A 19,810-nucleotide genomic window follows, 5' to 3' on the forward strand; every position below is an offset into this window, starting at 1 on the left:
AGCAGCTCTCATTCATGCCGCGTCGTGCCCGTCACTGAATTGCAACGCCGCCAACCGCGCATACAGCGCATTGCTCGCAATCAATTCCTGATGCGTCCCTATTGCCACCAGTTTCCCATGATCCATCACCGCGATCCGGTCGGCATTTTTTACCGTGGCCAAGCGGTGAGCGATGACCAGGGTGGTGCGGTTTTTCATCAGGCTCGGCAGGGCTTGCTGGATCAGGTGTTCGCTTTGGGCGTCGAGGGCGCTGGTGGCTTCGTCCAGCAACAGGATCGGCGCGTCCACCAGCAGCGCCCGTGCGATGGCCAGGCGTTGGCGCTGGCCGCCGGACAACCCGAGGCCACCGTCGCCCAGATGGGTCTGATAGCCGTTAGGCATCTGCTCGATAAAGTCGTGGGCGTAGGCGATTTTCGCCGCTTCCTGAACCTGGGCCAGGGTCGCCGACGGGTTGCCGTAGCGGATGTTCTCTTCGATGCTGCCGAAGAACAGGGCCGGGTTTTGCGAGACCAGGGCGAAGCAGCGACGCAGGTCGAGCGGATCGAGTTGGGTCAGTGGCACGCCATCCAGCAGGATCTGCCCCGAGGCAGGATCGTAAAAACGCAGCAGCAGGTCATACACGGTGGATTTCCCGGCACCGGACGGGCCGACCAGGGCGAGGGTTTCGCCTGCATTGATGGTCAGATTCAAGCCATCGACGGCGTAACTTTCTGGACGTGAAGGGTAGGAAAAGCGCACGTCTTGCAGCGCCAGATTGCCCTTCACCCGATCAGGCAAGGTCACCAGCCCTGTGGTGGGCGGCTGGATGATGTTCTCGGAGCGCAGCAATTCGGCAATCCGCTCGGCCGCACCCGCCGCTCGCTGCAATTCGCCGATCACCTCACTCAACGTGCCAAAGGCGCTGCCGACGATCAGGCTGTAGAAGACGAAGGCTGCCAGTTCGCCCGCCGAGATCCGTCCGGCGATCACGTCCATACCGCCGACCCACAGCATCACGCCCACCGCGCCCAGCACGAGCACGATCACCAACGTAATTAGCCAGGCGCGCTGGAAAATGCGTTTGCGCGCCGTGTCGAACGCCTCCTCCACGGTCACGGCGAAGCGTTGCTCGTCCTGGACCTGATGATTGTAGGCCTGCACGGTTTTGATCTGGCCGAGGGTTTCGGAGACGTAGCTGCCGATGTCGGCAATCCGGTCCTGACTCAGGCGCGACAGACTGCGTACCCGACGGCCGAAAACAAGGATCGGCGCGATCACCAGCGGCAACGCCACGACCACGATGCTGGTGAGTTTGGGGTTGGTGATAAACAGCAAGACGATCCCGCCGATGACCATCAGCAAATTGCGCAAGAACAGCGACAACGAAGAGCCGATCACTGATTGCAGCAACGTGGTGTCGGCGGTCAGCCGTGACTGGATCTCGGAGCTGCGATTGTCTTCATAGAAACCCGGATGCAGATAAACCAGGTGGTTGAATACTTGCTTGCGGATGTCCGCGACCACACGTTCGCCGATCCACGACACCAGATAGAAGCGCGCAAAGGTGCCGATCGCCAGCCCGACCACCAGCACCATGAACAAGCCGATGGTCTGGTTGAGCAAATGCGCCGATTGGGTCATGAACCCTTGATCCACCAGCAAGCGAATGCCCTGCCCCATCGACAAGGTGATGCCGGCGGTGATGATCAGCGCGAGCAATGCGCCAAGGGCCGGCCAGCGATAAGGTGCAAGAAAACGGCTGGTCAGGCGAATCGCACGGCGGTGACGGGCAGAGAGCATCGGGTTATCCAGTACGCAAATGATGGGACCAGCTATATCGCTTAAATGGGGTGGAACTCTGTAAATCACAATGAGTCAGGTTAATTATGACCACAAAGACTAGCCGCTAGACGCTATTGGTCTAATGTCCGGGTGGCAACACTGCGGTATTTCTGGTGGACTGATGTTGCCGCCTTGGAGAGATCGCAGGGAGTTGTCACAGCCTGGTCACCTGGCGGTTTTAAAGTAGGCACACAACCTGATGAGGAGACAGGCCATGTCCTTGCAAAACAGCAGCGAAGACAAGATTCAAGTGATCCGCACACAACCAGACCAGTCTCTGGGTTGCTCAATTATTGATAAGGATGGGCGCGAAGTACCGATCACTGAAGACATGATCCAGCAAGCCTGCAGCGAACTGGAAAAGCGATTGGTCAAGCCTGCCGAACAAGAGTGATATAGCCACCGTCTTCTTGACCCGGCCCTGATGGCCGGGTTTTTTGTGGGTGCTTATCCGGGAAATGCGGTGCAGCCATTCGCGGGCAAGCCTCGCTCCTACAGATTTTGCGTCGTCAACCTACTTAGCGAACACCCAAATCCTGTAGTAGCGAGGCTTGCCCGCGAAAGGGTCAACCCGGTCTCTAGACCGCCGTTGCGCCCAGTGCCGCCACTATCTTCAGCAACTCAGGCGAATCCCCCTCAATCCGCACCTGCAACCCGTCAATCTCCCTGCGCGCAGGATAGTTCTTGCGCAACGCATCAAACGCCGCACGCTGCTCGCTCACATTGCCTACAAGGCTGCGACGGAAATCCGCATCGTCACGACGCGGGTCGTACACGCCGCGGCACAGCATCGCCAGCGCCCAGGCCGGATCGCTCTTCGCGTGAAGGGTCACGTGCGACAACCACGGCGCCGGCAGCAGATCGCTCAAGCTGACCTGGGCCGGTTGCCCGATGAATTCGCAATACGCCTGATAGATCTGCGCCGTCCCCCGTTGTTTGCCATCCAGGCTATAACCGGCAATGTGCGGCGTCGCCAGCACGCAGAGTTCGGCCAGCGCCACATCGACTTCAGGTTCGCCTTCCCACACGTCGAGCACTGCTTGCAGGTCTTCGCGCTGCAACAACACCTGGCGCAGGGCGGCGTTGTCCACCACCGGGCCACGGCTGGCGTTGATCAGCCAGGTGCCAGGCTTGAGTTGGTTCAGGCGTTGTTTATCGAACAGATGCCAGGTCGACTGTGAGCCGTGTTTCTTCAAAGGGGTGTGCAGACTGATGACATCGCACTGCTCGATGATCTGCTCGAGGCTGACGTAATCGCCACCTTCGGCCGCTTGCCGTGGCGGATCACACACCCGCACGTTCCAGCCCAGCCCCTTCAAGACCTTGACCAGGCGACCGCCCACTTCGCCGGCACCCACGATGCCGTAAGTGCGCTGAGTCAGGTCGACGCCTTCGATTTCGGCCAGGGTCAGCAAACTGCCGAGCACGTAGTCGACCACGCCCCGGGCATTGCAGCCGGGCGCGCTCGACCAGGTGATGCCGGCCTGCTGAAAATAATCCAGATCCAGGTGATCCGTGCCGATGGTGCAAGTGCCGACAAAGCGCACCTTGCTGCCTTCGAGCAACGCGCGATTGACGTTGGTCACCGAACGCACCAGCAGCACATCGGCCTGCTCGACGGTGGCGCGGTCGATGGAACGTCCCGGCACCCGGCGAATTTCGCCGAAACTTTCGAAGAAGGCATCGAGCAGCGGGATATTTTCGTCGGCAACAATCAACATGGCAGGCTCCTTTGGCGGGTTGGCAGTGTAGGCGGAGATGACTGTAGTGGGCCAGCGGGCATTAAGGTCACTCCATACCCTGTGGCGAGGGAGCTTGCTCCCGCTGGGTCGCGCAGCGACCCCAACCCTAGCGATCCGGTTTTGACAGGCTTATCACTTGCAAGGCTATGGGACTGCTGCCAGTCCAGCGGGAGCAAGCTCCCTCGCCACACAGTGTTCAGCATTAACCCGGATCGGTGATTACAAATAGCTAACACAGGATTTTTCCTGACCACTGCGTCAGGGCGTAGAATGCGCCGCCTTGCGCATCAACATCTCTGGACGTTTCGCCCTTGAATTCCGTGACTGACCGCCCCGCCGCTACTTCCCTCACCCGCCCGGCCCGGGTTCGCCTGGAGCTGAAAAACCTGCTTGGCCTGGCGCTGCCGATCATGATCGCGCAACTGGCGACCACCGCCATGGGCTTCGTCGATGCGGTGATGGCGGGACGGGTCGGCCCGCGCGACTTGGCGGCCGTGGCGCTCGGCAACTCAATCTGGGTTCCAGTGTTTCTGTTGATGACTGGCACCTTGCTGGCCACTACTCCGAAAGTCGCCCAGCGCTTCGGTGCCGGCACCCACAGCGAAATCGGCCCGATTGTGCGTCAGGCACTGTGGCTGGCCTTGGTGGTTGGTTTGATGGCGACCGGCATGCTGCTCAGCGCCGAACCGATCCTGCACATGATGAAGGTCGATCCCGAGCTGATCGGCCCGTGCATGCAGTATCTGCACGGCATCGCCAGCGGTCTGCCCGCCGTCGCCTTCTATCATGTGTTGCGTTGCTTCAGTGACGGCCTGGGACGCACACGTCCAGCGATGGTGCTGGGCCTCTGCGGATTGGCGTTGAATATTCCGCTGAACTACATCTTCATCTATGGCCACTTCGGCGTGCCGGCCATGGGCGGGGTCGGGTGCGGCTGGGCCACGGCGATCGTGATGTGGGTGATGGCGCTGGGCATGGCCGGTTGGGAGCGTTGGGCACCGGCGTACCAGTCGAGTCAGTTGTTCAGCCGTTTCGACTGGCCGCAATGGTCGGTGATCAAACGTCTGCTCGGTATCGGCCTGCCGATCGGCATCGCAGTGTTCGCCGAGTCGAGCATCTTCGCCGTAATCGCCCTGCTGATCGGCAGCCTCGGCGCCACCGTGGTGGCCGGACATCAGATCGCCCTGAACTTCAGCTCGCTGGTGTTCATGATCCCTTACTCCCTCGGCATGGCCGTCACGGTGCGGGTCGGCCAGGCGCTCGGCCGCCAGGAGCCGCGCGAAGCACGCTTCGCTGCCGGGGTCGGCATGGGCACGGCGCTGGCGTATGCCTGTGTTTCGGCGAGCATGATGCTGTTGCTGCGCGAACACATCGCAACGATTTATACCGCCGACCCGACGGTCATACGCGTGGCAGCGATGCTGATTGTGTATTCGGCGCTGTTCCAGTTCTCCGACGCGATCCAGGTCACGGCGGCCGGCGCACTGCGCGGTTACCAGGACACTCGGGTGACGATGATCCTGACCTTGTTCGCCTATTGGGGCATCGGTTTGCCGGTGGGCTACGCCTTGGGCCTGACCGACTGGTTCGGCACGCCGAGCGGCCCGAGCGGGCTGTGGCAGGGTTTGATCGTGGGCTTGAGTTGCGCGGCGCTGATGCTGTCGATCCGCCTGACGCGCAGTGCACGCAAGCGAATCCGCATCAGTCATTCGGCGGGTTAAGCGAGTTTCTTGCGGATCCAGTAGAGGTAGGTGCCGGCCTCTTCGTGCTGCGCGACCAGTTCGTGGTCGAGGAATACGCAGAACTTGGGAATATCGCGACGGGTCGAGGGATCGGTCGCGATTACCTTGAGCAGGCCACCGGGCACCAGGTCACGGATGTGCTGGTGCAGCATCATCACCGGTTCCGGGCAGTTGAGGCCGGTGGCGTCGAGGGTGCCGTCTACCGGCGTATCAATCATTTCACTCATGATTCACTCCTGAAGCTGGCCGGCATTGTCGCGCATTGCCGGGGTTCGGTCATCTGTGTCGTACACCGCCCCCCCCCCCTGTAGGAGCGAGGCTTGCCCGCGAAGAGGCCCTTGAGGACGCCAAAAGCTTCGCGGGCAAGCCTCGCTCCTACAAGGGGGGCGGTGTGTATCAGCGGGATTTCGGTTTCTTCACGTCGATCCGGCGCAAGTGGCACGTCACTTCTTCACGGTCGTGATACAGCTGCTTGCAGCCGATCTCGACGCGGATGCCGCGCTCCTTGAAGCCCTCGGCAATGCGTTCCAGCAAGCGTTTCACTTCGGCGTAACGCTGTTTCATCGGCAACTTCAGGTTGACCACCGCTTCGCGGCAATGTCCCTCGCCAATCCATTCTTCCAGCATCGCGGCGTTGCGCGCCGGTTTCTCGACGATGTCGCAGACCATCCAGTCCACCGGTTGCTTGGGCTTGAAGGTGAAACCGTCGGCCATCAGGTGCTGCACTAAACCAGTGTCCATCAAGCTTTCGGCCATCGGACCGTTGTCAATCGCCGTCACCAGCATACCGCGGTTGACCAGTTGCCAGGTCCAGCCGCCGGGGGCGGCACCGAGGTCGACGCCGGTCATGTCGCTGTGCAGGCGCTCATCCCACTGATCGCGGGGGATAAAGTGGTGCCACGCCTCTTCCAGCTTCAACGTCGAACGGCTCGGCGCCTCACGAGGAAACTTCAGGCGCGGAATGCCCATCGGCCACATCGCCGAGTTGTTGGACTCGGCCAGCCCCATAAACACTTCGCGGCCGCTTTTGAAGGTCAGCAGCAGGCGCGGCTTGTGCGCATCCTCGACCAACTTGCCGGCCGCCATCAGCGCCTTGCGCAGGTGCCCTTCGAATTTCTTGCAGAAGTTCGACAGTTCCTTGCCATCGTTGGTGTCGACCATTTCCAGCCACAGGCTGCCGCACAGCGGGAAGTCCGCCATGTGCGCAAGGATCACGCTGATGCGGTCGGTTTCCGGCAGGTCGATGAAAATTCCGCGCGCCCATTGGCGCGGGAAGATCAGCTCGGCGAAACGCTGGCCACGCATCAGCCGCTCGGCGCCGTCTTCTTCGGTGCAGATGAATTCGGCGCAGGCGCTGGCGGTCTTGGCTTTGGCATAACCGGCCACGTTCAGCCGCGCGGCGTGTTCGGAAATCTCGGAACAGACTTCGCCTTCGAAGCCCGGCCGGCAATGCATAAAGAGGGTGTTCATTCTTACTCCTGGGCAGTTGGCGAAGAATTCAGCCACTGCGCGATGCCCAGGCTTGCGTTGAAGCAAAGCCTGTCACGAAAACCGGCGCATGATAGCCGAGTTCGGAACCTTGGACTTGGCCATAGAGTCCAGTTATTAGCTTTAACATTCAAACAGGGCTAGGTTGAAAGCTCTGTCCGTCCCCTCAGTCCGTAGCCGTGCGGACTCAAAGGAGTGATCGCAATGCCGTCCCTCGATAGCCTGAACACCCTTAAAACCCTGCAAGTCGACGACAAGACCTATCACTATTTCAGCTTGCCCGATGCCGCCAAAAGTCTGGGCGACCTGGACAAGCTGCCGATGTCTTTGAAAGTGCTGCTGGAAAACCTGCTGCGTTGGGAAGATGAAAAAACCGTCACCGGCGCCGACCTCCGGGCGATTGCCGCCTGGCTCAAGGAGCGTCGCTCCGACCGAGAAATTCAATACCGCCCCGCACGAGTATTGATGCAGGACTTTACCGGCGTGCCTGCCGTGGTCGACCTGGCCGCCATGCGCGCCGCCATGGCCAAGGCCGGTGGCGACCCGCAGCGGATCAATCCGCTCTCCCCTGTGGATCTGGTGATCGACCACTCGGTGATGGTCGACAAATTCGGCAGTTCCAGCGCCTTCGAACAGAACGTCGACATCGAAATGCAGCGCAACGGTGAACGTTACGCGTTCCTGCGCTGGGGCCAGAGCGCCTTCGACAACTTCAGCGTGGTGCCACCGGGCACGGGCATTTGCCACCAGGTCAACCTGGAATACCTCGGTCGCACGGTCTGGACCAAAGACGAGGATGGCCGCACCTACGCCTTCCCCGACACCCTGGTCGGCACCGACTCCCACACCACCATGATCAACGGTCTCGGCGTACTCGGCTGGGGCGTCGGCGGGATCGAAGCGGAAGCGGCGATGCTCGGCCAGCCGGTATCGATGCTGATTCCGGAAGTGATCGGCTTCAAACTCACCGGCAAGCTCAAGGAAGGCATCACCGCCACCGACCTGGTGCTGACCGTCACGCAGATGCTGCGCAAGAAAGGCGTCGTCGGCAAGTTCGTCGAATTCTATGGCGACGGCCTTGCCGACCTGCCGCTGGCCGACCGCGCGACCATCGCCAACATGGCCCCGGAATACGGCGCCACCTGCGGCTTCTTCCCGGTCGACGACATCACGCTGGAGTATCTGCGGCTCTCGGGTCGCCCACTGGCCACCGTGAAACTGGTCGAGGCCTACAGCAAAGCTCAGGGCCTGTGGCGACTGCCGGGCCAGGAACCGGTGTTCACCGACACCCTGGCACTGGACATGGCCAGCGTCGAAGCCAGCCTGGCCGGGCCGAAACGCCCACAGGACAGGGTTTCGCTGCCAAATGTCGCGCAAGCGTTCAGTGACTTCATCGACCTGCAATTCAAACCCACCAGCAAGGAAGTCGGTCGCCTCGAAAGTGAAGGCGGCGGTGGCGTCGCGGTGGGCAATGCCGATCTGGCGGGCGAAGCCGACTACGAATACGACGGCCAGACCTATCGGTTGAAAAACGGCGCGGTGGTGATCGCCGCGATCACCTCTTGCACCAACACCTCCAACCCGAGCGTGATGATGGCCGCTGGTCTGGTGGCGAAAAAAGCCGTGGAAAAAGGCCTCAAGCGCAAACCGTGGGTCAAGAGTTCGTTGGCCCCTGGCTCGAAAGTGGTCACCGACTACTACAAGGCTGCCGGCCTGACCCCGTATCTGGATGAGCTGGGTTTTGACTTGGTCGGCTATGGCTGCACCACTTGCATCGGCAACTCCGGCCCCTTGCCGGAGCCGATTGAAAAAGCCATCCAGGCCGCAGACCTGACCGTCGCCTCGGTGCTGTCGGGCAACCGCAACTTCGAAGGCCGCGTGCATCCGCTGGTGAAAACCAACTGGCTGGCCTCTCCGCCGCTGGTCGTCGCCTATGCGTTGGCCGGCACGGTGCGGACCGACATCAGCAGCGAACCGCTGGGTAACGACAAGGATGGCAATCCGGTGTACCTGCGGGACATCTGGCCGAGCACCCAAGAGATTGCCGACGCCGTGAGTCAGGTCAACACCGCCATGTTCCACAAGGAATACGCCGAGGTGTTTGCCGGCGACGAGCAATGGCAAGCGATTGAAGTGCCGCAGGCAGCGACGTATGTCTGGCAGGACGATTCGACTTACATCCAGCATCCACCGTTCTTCGATGACATCGGCGGTCCACCGCCGGTGGTCAAGGACGTTTCCGGCGCCAGGGTCCTTGCGCTGCTGGGCGACTCGGTGACCACCGACCACATCTCCCCCGCCGGCAACATCAAGGCGGACAGCCCGGCCGGTCAATACCTGCGCGATAAAGGCGTGGAGCCGCGGGACTTCAACTCCTATGGTTCCCGTCGCGGCAATCACGAAGTGATGATGCGCGGCACTTTCGCCAACATCCGCATTCGTAACGAAATGCTCAGCGGTGAAGAAGGCGGCAACACGATCTACATCCCGACCGGGGAAAGGATGCCGATCTACGACGCGGCCATGCGCTATCAAGCGTCGGGCACGCCGCTGGTGGTGATCGCAGGGCAAGAATACGGCACCGGTTCGAGCCGCGACTGGGCGGCCAAGGGCACTAATCTGCTGGGCGTGAAAGCGGTCATCGCCGAAAGCTTCGAGCGGATTCACCGTTCCAACCTGGTGGGCATGGGCGTGCTGCCGTTGCAGTTCAAGCTGGATCAGAACCGCAAGAGCCTGAACCTGACCGGCAAGGAGACGCTGGATATCCTTGGGTTGACCGGCGTCGAGTTGACGCCGCGAATGAACCTGACACTCATCATCACCCGCGAGAACGGCAGCCGCGAGAAAGTCGAGGTGCTGTGCCGGATCGATACGCTCAATGAAGTGGAATACTTCAAGTCAGGGGGGATTTTGCATTACGTGTTGCGGCAGTTGATTGCGTCGTAACCGCCTGCCGACACAGACACCGCCTTCGGGCGGTGTTTTTGTTTGGGCCTGTTTATAATCGCGCCCCGCAAACAGTGCACACTTTGTGGCGAGGGCGCTTGCTCCCGCTCGACTGCGAAGCAGTCGTAAAACAGCCGATGCGATCTGATTGAAGTATCGAGTCACCGGGTTTGGGGCTGCTTCGCACCCCAGCGGGAGCAAGCTCCCTCGCCACAAAAGCGCTTCAGCCTCAAAGGACTAATTTATGCTCGCCCTGCCATGGACATACCTGGCCCTTCTCTCCCTCGGCTACACCCTCGCCCTGACCTACGGCCACCTCGGCTGGCTGGCCGGCATCTCCGTCGCATTGCTGCTCGTCGCTGGTTTCGCGGTCCGTCAGCAAAAAATCCCCATCGCTCGCTTCCTCGGTCACGGCGTGTTCATCATCCTCGCCATGGCCCTGGCGATGCATTGGCTGCCCGGTTTCTACAACGGTCGTGGCATCGACCCGCATCGCATCACCGACGATGCCGCGCCGTTTACCATGTACCTGAATCAGGACAAGCCCCTGATCGGCTTTTGGCTGTTACTGGTGTGTCCGTGGATTGTCGGCCGGCGCTCTTTGCGCCTTTCGGTTTATGCCACCGCACTCGCCCTGCCCCTGAGCGCCGTCCTGGCCTTGGGTGGCGCACTCTTGCTGGGGATGATCAGTTGGGCGCCGAAGTGGCCGGACCAAGCCGGGCTGTGGGTGCTGAACAATCTGCTGCTGGTGACGCTGGTGGAGGAAGCGCTGTTTCGCGGTTACGTCCAGGGTGGGCTGAGCCGGCACTTCAAACACCTGCCCTACGGTGAAAACCTGGCATTGCTGCTCGCCTCGCTGTTGTTCGGCGTGGCGCATGCGGGCGCGGGTTGGCAATGGGTGCTGCTGGCGGGTCTGGCAGGTGTCGGCTATGGTCTGGCCTACCGTTTCGGCGGATTGGGGGCGGCCATCGCCACCCATTTCGGCTTGAACCTGCTGCATTTCGCACTGTTCACGTACCCGATGCTCGCCGGCTGATGCAATGGCCGTTTTGCGACGCGCCACTGATTATTGAAAAATATTTTCAATAAATTCCTGACGCCGCCGACAACCTCTCAAAGCCTTGCGGATTGAAAAAGCCATGCGTAACAACCAGCCCACCACACAACGCGAACGGACCTTTCCGGCTCAGCAACGGTTGATTTCCACCACCGATGCCAAGGGCGTGATCACCTACTGCAACGACGCCTTCGTCGAAATCAGCGGATTTTCTCGTGAAGAACTGATCCGTGCGCCGCATAACTTGGTCCGTCACCCCGACGTTCCGGCGGCGGTGTTCGCGCACATGTGGGGCACACTGAAACAAGGCTTGCCATGGATGGGCATTGTCAAGAATCGCTGCAAGACCGGTGACCACTACTGGGTTAACGCCTATGTCACACCGGTGTTCGAAGGCAATCAGGTGATCGGCTACGAATCGGTGCGGATCAAACCCACCGCCGAGCAGATCCGCCGTGCCGAAGCGCTCTACCAACGCATCAACCAGGGCAAGTCGGCCATTCCTTCGACAGACAAATGGCTGCCGGTCCTTCAGGACTGGGTGCCGTTCATTCTGGTCAGTCAACTGAGCTTCATGATCGGTGCGTCGCTCAACTCCCACTGGGGTTTCGCCCTGGCCGCCGGCCTGTCGGTGCCGCTGGGCTTGCTGGGCTTGAGCTGGCAACAGCGCGGCCTCAAGCGCTTGCTGGTGCTGGCAGGGCAAACCACCTCCGACCCGTTGATCGCGCAGATGTACACCGACAGCCGTGGCGCCCAGGCACGTCTGGAGATGTCGATTCTCAGCCAGGAAGCACGTCTGAAAACCTGCCTGACCCGCCTGCAGGACACCGCCGAGCACCTGACCGAACAAGCCAGGCAGTCCGACACCCTGGCCCACAACAGTTCCACGGGCCTGGAACGTCAACGCGTCGAAACCGAGCAAGTGGCCACCGCCGTCAATCAGATGGCCGCCACCACGCAGGAAGTCGCCAGCCACGTGCAGCGCACCGCTGATGCGACCCAGGAAGCCAATCGCCTGACCGGTCGCGGTCGCGACATCGCCGGGGAAACCCGCGAAGCCATCCAGCGCTTGTCGGTGGTGGTCGGTGAAACCGGGATGACCGTAACCCAGCTGGCCAAGGACAGCGACGAAATCGGTGGCGTGGTCGATGTCATCAAGGGCATCGCCGACCAGACCAACCTGCTGGCCCTGAACGCCGCCATCGAAGCGGCCCGTGCCGGCGAGATGGGCCGGGGTTTTGCCGTGGTGGCTGACGAAGTGCGTCAACTGGCGCAACGTACCAGCGAATCCACCGGACAGATCCACGCCCTGATCGCCAAGCTGCAACAAACCGCCAGCACCGCAGTGCAAACCATGGAAGCCGGGCATCGTCAGGCTGAAGAAGGCGTGGCGCGGGTACTGGAAGCGGATCAGGCGCTGGTAGGGATCAGCGAAGCGGTGGCCAACATCACCGACATGACCACCCAGATTGCGGCGGCGACCGAAGAGCAAAGTGCGGTGGCTGAAGAGATCAGCCGCAACATCAGCAACATCTCGCAGCTGGCTGACCAGACGTCGGAACAGGCACAGCACTCGGCGCTGTTGAGTGAAGAGCTGACCAAGACGGCGAATACCCAGTATTCGTTGGTGGAGCGGTTTAACCGCTGACAGTCACTGGAAAGACAAAAACCCGGACGGTGAAAACCTCCGGGTTTTTTTATTTTTGCAAATCGTGAAATGTTTTCAAGGAGGCACCTGTCAGTTCTGACAGTAGTCGAAAAAACCCAGGAGGCTTATCAAGGAGACGGTCGCTTTGTCCATCGGACAATGGCTACCGAACTCTTACCAGTAAAAGGATTTCATCATGACAACCCACGCGACCTTTATCCCTAAAAAATGCGCAACGATCGCAAACGAAAACATCTTTCAGTGGAAATACGGAACCATCAAGAAAACTGCAGAATTCAGTGATTTTTACCAAGGTGAATTTTTCGGTGAGTTTTATTGGTCTATTGGTGGAGGAATGGGTACGGCTGCGGAGGAAAACACGTTTGTCTTCAGTATGACGCTACCCTACAACGGTGACGATGCACTGCCAGGTGTCTATACGCTAGATAACGGGCTGAGCTTTCTCCATGGCCACTGGATTCCCGCGCCTCCCGGCTTCAATGGCTTTCGAACGGTGGATGCAGACTCTGCCACGCTGAACATTATCAACTACAATCCCGTGACAGACATCGTCGAAGGCACATTCGAAGCCCTGTTCAAAAGCCATGGTTATCGTCTGAATCCAAAAGGCACATTCACCATGAAAAGACTGCGGCCTTCAACGCAAATGCCAGACGCACAAAGGGAAAGCACTCCGTGACTTTTAAACACTCAAAATAATCAGACACAACCCCGCCCCCCATAAGTTTTCGGTGTTGAAGATCTCACTCACAACACAATAAAAAGTGGGGAGCGGGCTTGCCAGCGAAGCGGCCCAAACGGGCACCACCTCTTTCACTGAAGAAATGCAGCCACCCGACTCGCCGCCGAAGCCAAATGCTGCTCATGGGTCAACCCGGAAGCCTTCAACGGCTTCAAGTCATGATCCCCTGCCACCAGCCAGAACACCTCGATGCCCGGCGCCAACGCATAACCTTCGACCGCCTCGCGATTGCCCAGGGCATCGCGCTCGCCCTGTACGATCAACGTCCGGGTCTTGAGCCCGGCCAAATGCTCGACCCGAGGTTTCTCCGGTTTACCCACCGCATAAAACGGATAACCCAGGCACACCAACGCATCCGCCCCCAACTCATCCGCCAAAAGACTGGCCATCCGCCCGCCCATGGACTTGCCGCCAATCGCCAGACGCCCAGTGACATGGCGTCGCACCTCGGCGTACACCTCACGCCAGCACTCCAGCAGTTTCGGCGCCGGATTCGGTGGGCGCTTACCCCCGTCGACACGCCGCTGCGCCATGTACGGAAACTCGAAGCGCAACACGTTGACGCCTTGATCGGCGAGGCGTGCAGCCATGTCGTTCATCCAGACGCTGTCCATTGGCGCACCGGCGCCATGGGCGAGAATCAGCGTCACAGGGTCCGCCGAAGCCTTTGAAGCCGCTTCATTCCACAACCATCCATGTTCCCGCACACACCGCGCCCATTGATCCCCGTCAATACTGGCCTTGTGCTCTTTGTCCATGCTTGCCTCGCTTTTAGTCTGCCTATAACTCCAGGCGAAGGGAGCGTTGCCTTGCGCAAACGCCTTCACTTCGGCTGAACCGTGGATGGGGAACCATGAACACTTCTATCAGTACCGCCTACAACTACAAGGTGGTCCGCCAATTCGCCATTATGACGGTGGTGTGGGGCATCGTCGGCATGGGGCTCGGGGTTTTTCTCGCAGCCCAATTGGTCTGGCCTGAACTCAACTTCGATTTGCCGTGGACCAGTTTCGGCCGGTTGCGCCCTCTGCACACCAACGCGGTGATCTTCGCCTTCGGCGGTTGCGCCCTGTTCGCCAGTTCGTTCTATTCGGTGCAACGCACCTGCCAGACCCAGTTGTTCGCGCCGAAAATCGCCGCGTTCTGCTTCTGGGGCTGGCAACTGGTGATCCTGCTGGCGGCCATCAGCCTGCCGCTGGGTTACACCAGCTCCAAGGAATACGCCGAGCTGGAATGGCCGATCGACATCCTGATCACCATCGTCTGGGTCGCCTACGCCATTGTGTTCTTCGGTACGCTGGCCAAGCGCAAGACCAAGCACATCTACGTCGGCAACTGGTTCTTCGGTGCGTTCATCATCACCGTGGCGATTCTGCACATCGTCAACAACGTTGAGCTGCCGGTGAGTTTCACCAAGTCCTACTCGGTCTATGCCGGTGCCACCGATGCCATGGTCCAGTGGTGGTACGGCCACAACGCCGTGGGCTTTTTCCTCACCGCCGGTTTCCTCGGGATGATGTACTACTTCGTGCCGAAACAGGCTGAGCGCCCGGTGTACTCCTATCGCTTGTCGATCGTGCACTTCTGGGCGCTGATCACCCTGTACATCTGGGCCGGTCCGCACCACTTGCACTACACCGCGCTGCCAGACTGGGCACAGTCGCTGGGCATGGTGATGTCGCTGATCCTGCTGGCACCAAGCTGGGGCGGGATGATCAACGGGATGATGACGCTCTCGGGCGCCTGGCATAAATTGCGCAGCGACCCGATCCTGCGCTTCCTTGTCGTGTCGCTGGCGTTCTACGGCATGTCGACCTTTGAAGGGCCGATGATGGCCATCAAAACGGTCAACGCCCTCTCCCACTACACCGACTGGACCATCGGCCACGTTCACGCCGGCGCCCTCGGTTGGGTGGCGATGATTTCCATCGGCGCGCTGTACCACATGATCCCGAAAATCTTCGGTCGCCCGCAGATGTACAGCATCGGCCTGATCAATGCGCACTTCTGGCTCGCGACCATCGGCACCGTGCTCTACATCGCTTCGATGTGGGTCAACGGCATCGCCCAGGGCCTCATGTGGCGCGCAGTCAACGAAGACGGCACGCTGACCTACTCCTTCGTCGAAACCCTGGTGGCCAGCCACCCAGGCTTCGTCGTGCGACTGGTGGGCGGTGCGATCTTCCTCAGCGGGATGTTCCTGATGGCTTACAACACCTGGCGCACCGTGCGGGCCTCGCAGCCTGCCGAAGTCGCCGCTGCCGCGCAGATGGCCTGAGGAGTCCGCCATGAAACACGAAACAATCGAGAAAAACGTCGGCCTGCTGATGCTGCTGATGGTTCTGGCTGTGAGCATCGGCGGTCTGACCCAGATCGTCCCGCTGTTCTTCCAGGACGTGACCAACAAACCGGTGGAAGGCATGAAGCCCTACACCGCCCTGCAACTGGAAGGTCGCGACATTTACATCCGCGAAGGCTGTGTCGGTTGCCACTCGCAGATGATCCGGCCGTTCCGTGCCGAGACCGAACGCTACGGGCACTACTCGGTGGCAGGGGAAAGCGTGTGGGATCACCCGTTCCTCTGGGGTTCCAAGCGTACCGGTCCGGACCTGGCCCGGGTCGGTGCACGCTACTCGGATGACTGGCACCGTGCGCACTTGTACAACCCGCGCAACGTGGTGCCGGAGTCGAAAATGCCTGGCTACCCATGGCTGGTCACGCAAGCGGTCGACAGCAGCCACACCGAAACCAAGATCCGCGCCATGCGCACCCTCGGTGTGCCATACAGCGATGACGACATCAGCGGCGCGGTCGCCAGCCTCAAGGGCAAGACCGAAATGGACGCACTCGTTTCTTATCTGCAAGTGCTCGGCACTGCCATCAAGAGCAAGAGGTGAGCCATGACCATGCCCTTCGAAATAGTGAGCGAGATTAGCAGTGGAATGATCCGCGGCCTGGGCACGGTCGTGGTGTTCGTGGCTTTCGTCGGCCTGACGCTATGGGTGTTCAACAGCAAGCGCAACCCGGAATTTGCCGAAGCGCGTTTGCTGCCGTTCGCCGATGAACCCCTGGCCGACGACGCCACCCAAGAACCTGAAACAAGGAGTACCCGGCCATGACCACCTTCTGGAGTACGTGGATCTGCGTACTGACTATCGGCAGCCTGATCGGCCTGACCTGGCTGCTGGTCGGCACCCGCAAGGGTGAAACCAAGGGCAGTGTCGACCAGACCATGGGCCACAGCTTCGACGGCATCGAGGAGTACGACAATCCGCTGCCGCAGTGGTGGTTCATGCTGTTCGCCGGCACGCTGGTGTTTGCCGTGGGCTACCTGATTCTTTATCCGGGCCTGGGCAACTGGAAAGGCGTCCTGCCGGGTTACGAGGACGGCTGGACCGGCGTCCACGAATGGGAAAAGGAGATGAACAAGGCAGACGCCAAGTTTGGGCCGATCTTCGCCAAATTCGCGGCCATGCCCGTTGAAGAAGTGGCGAAGGACCCGCAAGCGCTGAAAATGGGCGGTCGTCTGTTCGCGTCCAACTGCTCGGTGTGCCACGGCTCGGATGCCAAGGGCGCTTTCGGCTTCCCGAACCTGGCCGACAGCACCTGGCGCTGGGGCGGTGACGCCGAGATGATCAAGACCACGATCATGGGCGGTCGCATGGCGGCAATGCCGGCCTGGGGGGAAATCCTCGGTGAGGCCGGTGTGAAGAACGTAGCCGCGTATGTACGTCATGAACTGGCGGGCCTGCCATTGCCGGCTGGCGACACCGCCGACCTGCAAGCCGGACAGCAAGCGTTCAGCACCACGTGCGTAGCCTGTCATGGTGCAAACGGCAAAGGTACTGAAGCCATGGGCGCGCCGAACCTGACGCAACCGGCCGGGTTCATCTACGGTACAAGCCTGGCGCAACTTCAGCAGACCATCCGCCATGGCCGCCAGGGCCATATGCCGGCGCAGAACGAACTGCTCGGCAACGACAAGGTGCAACTGCTGGCCGCTTACGTTTACAGCCTGTCCCACGGTCTGAGCACCGAGCGTTTGCAAGCAGAAGGCAAACGCGAATAAATCTCGACCGCTCTACTGCCGCATTCGCCCGGATGCGGCAGTTCCCTGCCTCTTTGCGACCAAGTGTCGCACCCCTCCGTTGGTCCTCCTTTCGGTTCACCAGATTCGGGTCTAAGCTTGCTCCGATGCGGACTGGCATGAGCCGGTTCCAGGTCGACCTTGCCCGATGTGTTCAACGAATCTGCTCGATGACAGGCCGCAAAGGCTGGTAGATACCGGCTGTCGTGCCAATTGCCGTCGGTCACCCGATCGTTGTGTTTGAACACACCCCGTAACAACTGACCTGCCCCCCTCACCCTTTTCGTTCGCAGCGACATTTTGTCCGAGGTCAATTTTGTCCTTACGCGGCGCATGGAAAGGCCGCAGAATCAGCTTTTGAAAGCATTGACCCAGGTCATGGCGCGTTGCAATGACCCCCCGCTTTCTACATACTTGCGGCCGATTTTTACTCCTAATAAAACACCCAAACCGTGGAACCTTAGAATGAGCACAGCAATCAGTCCGACTGCTTATAACTATAAGGTAGTCCGCCAGTTCGCCATCATGACGGTGGTCTGGGGGATCCTTGGCATGGGGCTTGGTGTCTTCATCGCCTCACAGCTTGTATGGCCGGAATTGAACTTCGGTCTGCCGTGGACGACTTTTGGACGCTTACGCCCGTTGCACACCAACCTGGTGATTTTCGCCTTCGGTGGTTGTGCTCTGTTTGCCACTTCTTATTACGTCGTGCAGCGAACCTGCCAAACGCGACTGATTTCCGACAGCCTCGCGGCCTTCACCTTCTGGGGTTGGCAAGCGGTGATCGTCGGCGCGATTATTACCTTGCCGCTGGGTTACACCACCACCAAGGAATACGCGGAACTGGAATGGCCCCTGGCTATTCTGCTGGCCATCGTCTGGGTGTCCTACGGTCTGGTGTTCTTCGGCACCATCACCAAGCGCAATACCAAGCACATCTATGTGGGTAACTGGTTCTACGGTGCCTTCATCGTCGTGACGGCGATGCTGCACATCGTCAACCACGCGTCCCTGCCGGTCAGTTTCTTCAAGTCCTACTCGGCCTACGCCGGTGCGACTGACGCAATGATCCAGTGGTGGTACGGCCACAACGCGGTCGGTTTCTTCCTGACCACCGGCTTCCTGGGGATGATGTACTACTTCGTTCCGAAGCAGGCCGAGCGTCCGATCTACTCCTATCGCCTGTCGATCGTGCACTTCTGGGCGCTGATCACCCTGTACATCTGGGCCGGTCCGCACCACCTGCACTACACCGCGCTGCCGGACTGGGCTCAGTCGCTGGGCATGGCGATGTCGATCATCCTGCTGGCGCCAAGCTGGGGCGGCATGATCAACGGCATGATGACCCTGTCGGGCGCCTGGCATAAGCTGCGCACCGACCCGATCCTGCGCTTCCTGGTGGTGTCGCTGGCCTTCTACGGCATGTCGACCTTTGAAGGCCCGATGATGGCCATCAAGACCGTGAACTCGCTGTCGCACTACACCGACTGGACCATCGGCCACGTACACGCCGGTGCCTTGGGCTGGGTTGCGATGATCTCGATCGGCGCCATCTACCACATGATCCCGAAACTGTTCGGTCGCGCGCAGATGCACAGCATCGGCCTGATCAACACGCATTTCTGGCTCGCGACCATCGGTACCGTTCTGTACATCGCTTCGATGTGGGTCAACGGCATCACCCAGGGTCTGATGTGGCGTGCAATCAACGACGACGGCACCCTCACCTACTCGTTCGTCGAAGCCCTGCAAGCCAGCCATCCTGGTTTCATCGTTCGCGCCCTGGGCGGTGCGTTCTTCGCCAGCGGCATGCTGTTCATGGCCTACAACGTATGGCGTACCGTACGTGCCTCGAACCCGGCTGAAGCCAAAGCTGCTGAACAGATTGCTGTAGTTGGAGCTCACTGATGAAGCATGAAGCAGTCGAGAAGAATATTGGCCTGCTGGCCTTCTTCATGGTTATCGCTGTCAGCGTCGGCGGCCTGACCCAGATCGTTCCGCTGTTTTTCCAGGACGTCACCAACAAGCCGGTCGAAGGCATGAAGCCTCGCACCGCCCTTGAACTGGAAGGCCGCGACATTTACATCGCCAACGGTTGTGTCGGCTGCCACTCGCAGATGATCCGCCCGTTCCGTGCTGAAACCGAACGTTACGGCCACTACTCGGTTGCCGGTGAAAGCGTCTGGGACCACCCGTTCCTGTGGGGTTCCAAGCGTACCGGTCCGGACCTGGCCCGTGTCGGCGGTCGTTACTCCGATGACTGGCAGCGTGCGCATTTGTACAACCCGCGCAACGTAGTGCCCGAGTCGAAAATGCCGGCCTACCCGTTCCTCGTGGAAAACAAGCTCGACGGCAAAGACACCGCCAAGAAAATGGAAGTCTTGCGCACGCTCGGCGTCCCTTACACCGACGAAGACATCGCCGGCGCCAAGGATGCTGTGAAGGGCAAAACCGAAATGGACGCGCTGGTGGCCTATCTGCAAGGCCTGGGCACCATCATCAAAAGCAAACGGTGA

The 19,810-nt window shown here is 60.2% G+C and carries 17 protein-coding genes; 12 read left to right on the plus strand and 5 right to left on the minus strand.

What is annotated here, in order from left to right:
• Nucleotides 1-12 precede the first annotated feature (12 nt).
• Complete coding sequence (locus JIO00_RS19830) at nt 13-1,779, minus strand: ABC transporter transmembrane domain-containing protein (RefSeq protein ID WP_083376179.1); 1,767 nt, start codon at nt 1,777-1,779, stop codon at nt 13-15.
• 256 nt (nt 1,780-2,035) lie between these two features.
• On the opposite strand from JIO00_RS19830, the gene JIO00_RS19835 reads away from it, so the two are divergent.
• Entirely contained in the window at nt 2,036-2,215 is a 180-nt protein-coding gene (locus JIO00_RS19835; RefSeq protein ID WP_010456379.1) for a PA1571 family protein, read from the plus strand.
• Between the two features lie 184 nt (nt 2,216-2,399).
• Here JIO00_RS19835 and pdxB read toward each other — a convergent pair whose 3' ends face one another.
• Entirely contained in the window at nt 2,400-3,542 is a 1,143-nt protein-coding gene (pdxB, locus tag JIO00_RS19840) for a 4-phosphoerythronate dehydrogenase PdxB (protein WP_102594823.1), read from the minus strand.
• Between the two features lie 332 nt (nt 3,543-3,874).
• Between pdxB and JIO00_RS19845 the strand changes: the two genes are divergently transcribed.
• A complete protein-coding gene (locus JIO00_RS19845) occupies nt 3,875-5,284 on the plus strand; it encodes an MATE family efflux transporter (protein WP_200666699.1) in 1,410 nt (469 codons plus the stop codon).
• Here JIO00_RS19845 and tusA read toward each other — a convergent pair.
• Nucleotides 5,281-5,532, minus strand: coding sequence for a sulfurtransferase TusA (tusA, locus tag JIO00_RS19850; RefSeq protein ID WP_007907805.1), 252 nt, complete (start codon nt 5,530-5,532; stop codon nt 5,281-5,283). The two genes, JIO00_RS19845 and tusA, sit on opposite strands and share 4 nt — an antisense overlap.
• Nucleotides 5,533-5,701: 169 nt before the next feature.
• Nucleotides 5,702-6,775, minus strand: coding sequence for a 23S rRNA (cytidine(2498)-2'-O)-methyltransferase RlmM (gene rlmM / locus JIO00_RS19855; RefSeq protein ID WP_010456393.1), 1,074 nt, complete (start codon nt 6,773-6,775; stop codon nt 5,702-5,704).
• Nucleotides 6,776-6,997: 222 nt separating this feature from the next.
• On the opposite strand from rlmM, the gene acnA reads away from it, so the two are divergent.
• The 4 genes from acnA to JIO00_RS19875 all read left to right on the plus strand — a co-directional run bounded on the left by acnA (nt 6,998) and on the right by JIO00_RS19875 (nt 13,144).
• On the plus strand, nt 6,998-9,739 hold the full coding sequence (acnA, locus tag JIO00_RS19860) for an aconitate hydratase AcnA (RefSeq protein ID WP_077748217.1): 2,742 nt from the start codon (nt 6,998-7,000) through the stop codon (nt 9,737-9,739).
• Between the two features lie 244 nt (nt 9,740-9,983).
• Nucleotides 9,984-10,775, plus strand: coding sequence for a CPBP family intramembrane glutamic endopeptidase (locus JIO00_RS19865; protein WP_102594702.1), 792 nt, complete (start codon nt 9,984-9,986; stop codon nt 10,773-10,775).
• A gap of 103 nt (nt 10,776-10,878) precedes the next feature.
• Complete coding sequence (locus JIO00_RS19870) at nt 10,879-12,444, plus strand: methyl-accepting chemotaxis protein (protein ID WP_010456398.1); 1,566 nt, start codon at nt 10,879-10,881, stop codon at nt 12,442-12,444.
• Nucleotides 12,445-12,640: 196 nt separating this feature from the next.
• Nucleotides 12,641-13,144, plus strand: a complete 504-nt coding sequence (locus JIO00_RS19875; protein WP_083376176.1) for a hypothetical protein — start codon at nt 12,641-12,643, stop codon at nt 13,142-13,144.
• 134 nt (nt 13,145-13,278) lie between these two features.
• Here the strand turns inward: JIO00_RS19875 and JIO00_RS19880 are convergent, their stop codons facing one another.
• Nucleotides 13,279-13,965: an alpha/beta family hydrolase gene (locus JIO00_RS19880; RefSeq protein ID WP_077748215.1), complete on the minus strand. Its 687-nt coding sequence runs from the start codon at nt 13,963-13,965 to the stop codon at nt 13,279-13,281.
• A 95-nt stretch (nt 13,966-14,060) separates the two neighbouring features.
• Here JIO00_RS19880 and ccoN (JIO00_RS19885) point away from each other — a divergent pair, with 95 nt between their 5' ends.
• From ccoN (JIO00_RS19885) to ccoO (JIO00_RS19910), 6 genes are all read left to right on the plus strand, one after another.
• On the plus strand, nt 14,061-15,485 hold the full coding sequence (ccoN, locus tag JIO00_RS19885; protein ID WP_010456403.1) for a cytochrome-c oxidase, cbb3-type subunit I: 1,425 nt from the start codon (nt 14,061-14,063) through the stop codon (nt 15,483-15,485).
• A 10-nt stretch (nt 15,486-15,495) separates the two neighbouring features.
• The gene (ccoO, locus tag JIO00_RS19890) at nt 15,496-16,104 is read left to right on the plus strand and encodes a cytochrome-c oxidase, cbb3-type subunit II (protein WP_200666701.1); all 609 of its coding nucleotides are present in this window, start codon (nt 15,496-15,498) and stop codon (nt 16,102-16,104) included.
• A 21-nt stretch (nt 16,105-16,125) separates the two neighbouring features.
• The gene (locus tag JIO00_RS19895) at nt 16,126-16,326 is read left to right on the plus strand and encodes a cbb3-type cytochrome oxidase subunit 3 (RefSeq protein ID WP_102594714.1); all 201 of its coding nucleotides are present in this window, start codon (nt 16,126-16,128) and stop codon (nt 16,324-16,326) included.
• Nucleotides 16,323-17,276: a cytochrome-c oxidase, cbb3-type subunit III gene (ccoP, locus tag JIO00_RS19900; RefSeq protein WP_102594704.1), complete on the plus strand. Its 954-nt coding sequence runs from the start codon at nt 16,323-16,325 to the stop codon at nt 17,274-17,276. The genes JIO00_RS19895 and ccoP overlap by 4 nt, the downstream gene beginning before the upstream one ends.
• Before the next feature lie 483 nt (nt 17,277-17,759).
• Nucleotides 17,760-19,202 (plus strand): cytochrome-c oxidase, cbb3-type subunit I, encoded by a 1,443-nt coding sequence (ccoN, locus tag JIO00_RS19905; protein ID WP_010456410.1) that lies wholly within the window; start codon nt 17,760-17,762, stop codon nt 19,200-19,202.
• Entirely contained in the window at nt 19,202-19,810 is a 609-nt protein-coding gene (gene ccoO, locus JIO00_RS19910; RefSeq protein ID WP_010456412.1) for a cytochrome-c oxidase, cbb3-type subunit II, read from the plus strand. The genes ccoN (JIO00_RS19905) and ccoO (JIO00_RS19910) overlap by 1 nt, the downstream gene beginning before the upstream one ends.

This window comes from Pseudomonas sp. SW-3, from assembly GCF_016615645.1.
Classification (GTDB): Bacteria; Pseudomonadota; Gammaproteobacteria; order Pseudomonadales; family Pseudomonadaceae; genus Aquipseudomonas; species Aquipseudomonas mandelii.